Genomic DNA, 6,010 nt, shown 5'->3' with positions numbered 1-6,010 from the left:
CTGCGAACTGGGCCTGCCGTGACGCTCGTTGTCGGGGATGTGGTCGACACCGAACGGCTCGACCTTCGTGACCGCGCTGCCGTACACCGGCGCCGAAGCGTCGTGGGTCATGGCGTGCTCCTGGGGACGGGTGGAAGGAGGGTGCTGTAGTGGGTGGTGGGGAAGGCGACCGCGGGGTTGTCACCCCGACGCGGAATCCATCGATTCGACGTCGGACACCCCTGTCGTCGCACTCCAGTGGGCCGAAGCCGTGGGGATGGATGACCCGGTCGGCGAGGGCGACGTGGCCGTTCTGCGTCGGACCGGTCACCGATCCTCACGTCCCACCGGGTGCACGACCTGCGGATCAGAGGTGTGGGGAGGGAGCTCGGGGCCCGGGCCGGGGAGCGAGCAGGATGACCCTGCCCGGACGGTGCAGTCCCCGGGGCCGGCCGCGTCGGGGGTGCGCGGTCGGCAGGCTCTCCCGGGTGACTGCTCCGCCGGACAGCGCTGACCTATTGGAACGCGGGGACGACCTCCTTGATGAAGAGCTCCAGCGACCTGCGCTTCTCCTCGTGCGGCAGGCCGGTGTCGATCCAGAAGCTGTACTCGTCGACGCCGAGTTCCTGGTAGGTGCGCAGCCGCTCGATGACCTCGGCCGGGGTTCCGATCATCGCCGTCTTGTGCAAGGACTCCGGTTCGAACTCGGGGCGGCCCGCGAACTTCGACTCCGGGCTGGGGTCGAGGAACCCGTTCCGCGGGGTGGTCTGGTTGCCGAACCAGGCGTCGAAGGTCCGATAGAACCGGCCGATCGCCTCCGCTGCAGGCCGCCACCCGTCGGGCTCGCCGGGCGAGTGGACATGGGTGTGCCGCAGCACCATCAGCTCAGGACGTGCCATCTCGGGGTGGTTGGCCACCGCCGTGTCGAACTTCCGCTTCAGGTCGACGACTTCCTCGTCCCCCTTCATCAGCGGGGTGACCATGACGTTGCAGCCCTGGGCGACGGCGAAGTCGTGGGAGTCGGGGTCGCGGGCCGCGATCCACATGGGCGGGGTGGGCTGCTGCACCGGCTTGGGCACACTGGTCGACGTCGGGAACTGCCATATCTCGCCGTCGTGGGCGTAGTCACCCTGCCACAGAGCCCGGACGGCGGGCACGAGCTCGCGCAGGTGCTTGCCGCCGTCGCGGGCCGACAGCCCGCCCGCCAGCCGGTCGAACTCGAACTGGTAGGCGCCCCGGGCGAGCCCCACCTCCATCCGGCCGTCACTGATCACGTCGAGCAACGCGCATTCGCCGGCGGCCCGGATCGGGTTCCAGAACGGGGCGATGATGGTTCCCGCGCCGAGTCGTATCGTCGAGGTCTTCGCGGCCAGGTAGGCGAGGAGTGGCATCGGACTGGGGGAGATGGTGTACTCCATCGAGTGGTGCTCGCCGATCCACACGGTGCCGAACCCGCCGGCCTCGGCCATGAGGGCCAGCTCGCTGAGATTCTCGAAGAGTTGGCGGTGGCCGACCTCCTCGTCCCAGCGCTCCATGTGCACGAACAACGAAAACCTCATGACTGCTCCTCGTCCGCCGCGGTGACCGGGTTCCGGGTGCTGTCCCGGTCGTCGCGCTCATCGGTGGCCGTGCCGGACTGTCCCGTGCCGGCGGCGTCCATCTCGGTCAGGGTGACGTCGCCGGTGGCCCAGTGCGACCTGGGAACCTCGTGAACGACGACACGGATGTATTCGGGCCGGGTGTTCGTGGTGCGCAGGACCGCGGCGTGCACTTCGTGCAGCAGGTCCCGGATCTGGGCCGGGGTGCGCCCCTCGGCCAGGGTGATGACGACCTGTGGCATGTCAGCTCCGCATGGTGAACGGATCAGCCACGGGCTCGTCGCTCGTGTTGATCCAGACGCTCTTGAGCCGGGTGTACTCCTTGATGGACTCGGTGCCGTGCTCGATACCGACGCCGCTGGTCTTGAAGCCCTGCCGGGGGGACATGGGGGACATGGCCCGGTAGGTGTTGACCCAGACGGTGCCCGCGTCCAGGCGCGCCGCCATCCGGTGCGCACGGGCGAGGTTCGTCGTCCAGACGCCGGCCGCGAGTCCGTATTCGGTGTCGTTGGCCAGACGTACGACCTCGTCCTCGGTGTCGAACGGCATGACGGCCAGGACGGGACCGAAGATCTCCTCACGTACGACGCGCATGCTGTTGTCGACGTCCACGAGGATGGTGGGTTCGTAGAAGTAGCCTCCGAGCCCGCCGTCGGTGGCGTGCCCGCCGGTCAGCACCCGGGCGCCTTCGTCACGCCCGAGATCGACGTATCCGGCCACCTTGTCGCGCTGGTCGGCGAAGGCCAGCGGGCCGAGTTCCGTCTGCTCGTCCATGGGGTCGCCGATGCGGATGGTCTTTGCGCGTTCGGCGACTCGCTCCAGCAGTTCGTCGTAGACCGACCGGTGGGCGAAGACACGGCTGCCGGCGATGCAGGTCTGTCCCGCGGCGGCGAAGATGCCGGCGACGACGCCCATCGCCGCGTTCGGGATGTTCGCGTCCTCGAACACGATGTTGGGGGATTTGCCGCCGAGTTCGAGCGTGGAACCGATGAACCGGCTCGCGGTGGCCGCCGCGATTCGGGCCCCGGTGGCGGTGCTGCCGGTGAAGGAGATCTTCGCGAGGTCGCGGTGGTCGACCAGTGCCTGTCCCGCTTCGGCCCCGAATCCGGTGACGACGTTCACCGCGCCTGGCGGGAGCCCCGCCTCCAGTGCCAGTTCGGCGAGCTTGAGGACGGACGCCGAGGTGTGTTCGGAGGGCTTGATCACGACGGTGTTGCCCGCGCAGAGAGCGGGCGCCAGCTTGCTGCTGGTCAGTGTCAGCGGGGAGTTCCAGGGCGTGATCGCTCCGACGACTCCCAGTGGTTCCCGGGCCGTGTAGTTCAGTACCTGACGGTCGGAGGTGGGGATGAAATCGCCGTGGATCTTGTCGGCGAGGCCGGCGTAGTAGTGGTAGTACTCCGGCAGGGTGGCCAGCTGCCCTCGCATCTCGCGCAGCAGCTTGCCGTTGTCCCGCGTCTCCATACGGGCGAGGTCCTCGGCGTTCTCGGCGATCAGGTCACCGAGGCGGCGCAGCAGGTGGCCCCGCCGCGTCTGGCTGAGGTCGCGCCAGCGCGGGTCCTCGAAGGCCCGGGTCGCGGCGGCGACAGCCCGTTCGATGTCGGCGGTTCCGCCGCGTGCCGCCTGGTAGAGGACTTCACGGGTGGCCGGGTTGGTGCTCTCGAAGTACTCGCCCGACTCGGGCTCCACCGGTGTCCCGCCGATGAAGTGCTGCAACGTGGTGAGGTCAGACATGTGCGCACTCTCCGAGGAAGGTGGTGAGGGTGTCGACGAGCGCCCGAGGACGCTCGACAGGCAGCATGTGACGTGCCCGGGGGACGACCACCGCACGGCAGTCCGGTAGCGCCGCGGCGAGCCGGTGGGTCATCTCGGGGGTGGAACCGGGATCGTTCTCCCCTGTCACGGCCAGTGCGCGTACGGTGATGGAGTCCAGGTCCGGCCCGATTTCGGCGTCCGCCGTGGCGAACACGCGATAGCAGCTGAGGAATGAACCGACGTCATTGGCGAGCAGCGTGGCCTCGGTACGCGCCACCCAGCCGGGGTCGACGTCCGAGCCGGCGTACCACCGCGCCAGGGACGCGGCCGTGCTCGCCGTGAAGTCGGCCTCCGCGACGCGGAGCCGGTCGAGGACCGAGGCCCGTTCCCCGGCCGTGCGCCGGCACACGGAACCGACCGAGGTCAGCGTGGCCACCAGCTCGGGGCGGTGCAGCGCCACGTACTGGGCGACCAGCGCGCCAAGGGAGAATCCGACGAGGTGCGAGCCGTCCGGGATCTCGTCGACCACCCCGTCGGCCAGGTCTGCGAGCGTGACGTCCTCGCGCACCGGCGGGCGGGTGCCGTGGCCCGGCAGGTCGGGGGTGATCACGGTGAAGCGGTCGGCCAGGAGCGCCGCGACGGGCTCCCACATGGTGTGGTCGAGCCCTACGCCGTGCAGCAGAACCACGGTCGGCTTGCTCATGGAGCACCTACTGTTCGGTCGTGAGCGGCGCCAGGCGCTGCTGGGGCCGCCCCTGGGCGGCGGCGGCGAGCGCGATGACGATCTCGTCCGGGTGTGGGGCGTCGCTGATCCGGACCTCGAAGCTCTGGTGGTGCGAACGGATCGTGGCATCGGTGATGTGCTTCAGCGGGATGTCGAAGACCACGCCGGCGGGTCCGCGCTTCTCGACCGCGGGCAACAGGGTGGTGGCATCGGCCGCCTTGCGGAAGTGGTCGCCGAACTTCAGCGTGTGGATCAGCGCCGAGCCATGTTCGATCTCGCCGTCCAGGCCGACGATGGCGGCCTTGCCGTACGCCTCGGCGGGGGCTCCGAGGGCGTCGAGCACCGCTGGGGCCAGCAGCGCGCCGAGGTCGGAGGCGTTCGCCTCGATGCCGGGGCCGAGGTCCTCGACGAAGCCCTGACCGGCCCAGGGATTCTCGATCACCGCGGCGACGACGGCGACGCGGGCGGGCCGGTCGAGCTTCCGGCCGCCCTCGGCGCGGATCTCCTCGACGACGGTCACGATCTTGCGGATGCTCATGAGGGAACGACCTCCAGGGTCTCGGCGGTGACGGTCGGGTCGGTCATGCGGTCCCCGATGCGGGGATGCGGGCGCGGCCCGGTCGACGCGGCCGCGATGACGACGATCTCGTCCGCGCGCGGTGCGTCGGATACGCGGGCGCTGATGGTCTGGTAGTGACTGCGCGTCGCGGCGTGGGTCTTGTGCCAGAGGGGGACTACCAGTGTCTCTCCGGCCTCGGCACGTGTGTCGGCGAAGCAGATGATGGACTCGCCTTGAAGGAACTCCCTCACCAGGTTGCCGAAGTACGGCGTGTGGATGAGTGCTCCGGCATGCTCGATCTCACCCGCCGTACCGACGATGGCGGCCTTGCCGAAGGTCTCGATCTCGTCCACACCGCCCAGGGAGGCGATAAGGCGGTCGGTGAGCAGCTTCGCCAGCTCCGGTGCGATACGGGCCTGTTCCGTGGACAGATCGGACGCGGGGCCGGAACCCACCCAAGGATTCCGTATGACCGCGGCGACGCTGGCTCGCCGCGCGGGCTGCGCGAGTGCCTCGCCCGCCTCGGTGACGATGACATCACGGTAGACCACGATCTTGCGGAGCCCGATGCTCTCGTCGGGTCGTTCCAAGCGCTCTTGCATGGCACAGGACGATAGGCATGCGTCCGCAAACCGGTCAAGGGGTCCGGCCCGAGCGGTCTTCGGATACCTCCGAGGTCTCCGGCGGGGGACTGGTAAGTGTCATCTGAGCTGTTTGTTTAGCTGGATCTAGGTCTGGAGGGGCGATTCGGCGCTGCCGGGCCCTTGACGCTCCCGCAGTGGCATGCCTTACTGCTTCTTGTATGGCAGTGCGGTCCGGGTATCGGCCTTGCGGGCGCAAGGATGTTCTTGTCCGTTCACCTTCGAATGGCACGGCCGAGGGCCTCGCCGGAGCGTGTGGGTACTCCGCGTCCCGGCCGGCGACCGGCCGCACTCCAGAGGGCCGCCACTGTGAAAGAGGAGACGAGATGACGGACACCGACGCCCGTCGAGAACTCATCGAGAAGGTATGGGCCAAGGCCTGGGGAGACGGCGACGTCGACGCGTTCGACGCCTTGCTGAGTCCGGTCTACCTACGCCACGGGACAGAGGCGCACCCGCAGAACCTGGACGCCTTCAAAGCGGCGGTCCTTTCCACGCGGGCGGCGTTCCCGGACCTGACCACGGTCATCGACGACATCGTGGTCGAAGGTGACATGGCCGCCATCCGCTGGCACAGCAGCGGAACCCATGTGAACGCTTTCCTCGGTGTCCCGTCCACGAGGCGACACGTCGAAGTCAGCGGTGCCACCTTCGCCCGCTTCGAGGGGGACCGGGTTGTCGAGGAGTACGTGACGTGGGATCCGAGGGCGCTGCTCTCGGCCCTGGGCATCATCAGCGTCGGACAGGACTGATGATC

7 protein-coding genes are annotated in these 6,010 nt (G+C 68.9%); 1 reads left to right on the top strand and 6 read right to left on the bottom strand.

Going from position 1 to position 6,010, the window contains the following annotated elements:
- Positions 1-494: 494 nt before the first annotated feature.
- Genes ACFWPQ_RS49495 through ACFWPQ_RS49470 form a run of 6 tightly spaced genes read right to left on the bottom strand, consistent with a single transcriptional unit; the run spans position 495 to position 5,214 of the window.
- A complete protein-coding gene (locus ACFWPQ_RS49495; RefSeq protein ID WP_384051215.1) occupies positions 495-1,538 on the bottom strand; it encodes an LLM class flavin-dependent oxidoreductase in 1,044 nt (347 codons plus the stop codon).
- Entirely contained in the window at positions 1,535-1,819 is a 285-nt protein-coding gene (locus ACFWPQ_RS49490; RefSeq protein WP_384051212.1) for a 4-oxalocrotonate tautomerase family protein, read from the bottom strand. Before ACFWPQ_RS49490 ends, ACFWPQ_RS49495 begins: the two co-directional genes overlap by 4 nt.
- A 1-nt stretch (position 1,820) precedes the next feature.
- Complete coding sequence (locus tag ACFWPQ_RS49485; protein WP_384051210.1) at positions 1,821-3,308, bottom strand: aldehyde dehydrogenase; 1,488 nt, start codon at positions 3,306-3,308, stop codon at positions 1,821-1,823.
- Positions 3,301-4,032: an alpha/beta fold hydrolase gene (locus tag ACFWPQ_RS49480; protein ID WP_384051207.1), complete on the bottom strand. Its 732-nt coding sequence runs from the start codon at positions 4,030-4,032 to the stop codon at positions 3,301-3,303. The genes ACFWPQ_RS49485 and ACFWPQ_RS49480 overlap by 8 nt, the downstream gene beginning before the upstream one ends.
- Positions 4,033-4,039: 7 nt before the next feature.
- Positions 4,040-4,591, bottom strand: a complete 552-nt coding sequence (locus tag ACFWPQ_RS49475) for an amino acid synthesis family protein (protein WP_384051204.1) — start codon at positions 4,589-4,591, stop codon at positions 4,040-4,042.
- Positions 4,588-5,214: an amino acid synthesis family protein gene (locus tag ACFWPQ_RS49470; protein ID WP_384051201.1), complete on the bottom strand. Its 627-nt coding sequence runs from the start codon at positions 5,212-5,214 to the stop codon at positions 4,588-4,590. Before ACFWPQ_RS49470 ends, ACFWPQ_RS49475 begins: the two co-directional genes overlap by 4 nt.
- A gap of 365 nt (positions 5,215-5,579) precedes the next feature.
- Between ACFWPQ_RS49470 and ACFWPQ_RS49465 the strand changes: the two genes are divergently transcribed.
- Positions 5,580-6,005, top strand: a complete 426-nt coding sequence (locus tag ACFWPQ_RS49465) for an ester cyclase (RefSeq protein ID WP_384051198.1) — start codon at positions 5,580-5,582, stop codon at positions 6,003-6,005.
- Positions 6,006-6,010: the final 5 nt, after the last annotated feature.

It is taken from the genome of Streptomyces sp. NPDC058464, from assembly GCF_042721035.1.
Taxonomy (GTDB): Bacteria; Actinomycetota; Actinomycetes; order Streptomycetales; family Streptomycetaceae; genus Streptomyces.
Note: the sequence above shows the minus strand (reverse complement) of the source record. Positions and strands in the feature narration are given on the sequence as shown.

Excerpts from the sequence above, each read along its gene's own strand:
- ACFWPQ_RS49485 (WP_384051210.1), bottom strand. The coding sequence starts at position 3,308 with ATGTCTGACCTCACCACGTTGCAGCACTTCATCGGCGGGACACCGGTG.
- ACFWPQ_RS49495 (WP_384051215.1), bottom strand. The coding sequence starts at position 1,538 with ATGAGGTTTTCGTTGTTCGTGCACATGGAGCGCTGGGACGAGGAGGTC.
- ACFWPQ_RS49475 (WP_384051204.1), bottom strand. The coding sequence starts at position 4,591 with ATGAGCATCCGCAAGATCGTGACCGTCGTCGAGGAGATCCGCGCCGAG.
- ACFWPQ_RS49465 (WP_384051198.1), top strand. The coding sequence starts at position 5,580 with ATGACGGACACCGACGCCCGTCGAGAACTCATCGAGAAGGTATGGGCC.
- ACFWPQ_RS49470 (WP_384051201.1), bottom strand. The coding sequence starts at position 5,214 with ATGCAAGAGCGCTTGGAACGACCCGACGAGAGCATCGGGCTCCGCAAG.
- ACFWPQ_RS49490 (WP_384051212.1), bottom strand. The coding sequence starts at position 1,819 with ATGCCACAGGTCGTCATCACCCTGGCCGAGGGGCGCACCCCGGCCCAG.
- ACFWPQ_RS49480 (WP_384051207.1), bottom strand. The coding sequence starts at position 4,032 with ATGAGCAAGCCGACCGTGGTTCTGCTGCACGGCGTAGGGCTCGACCAC.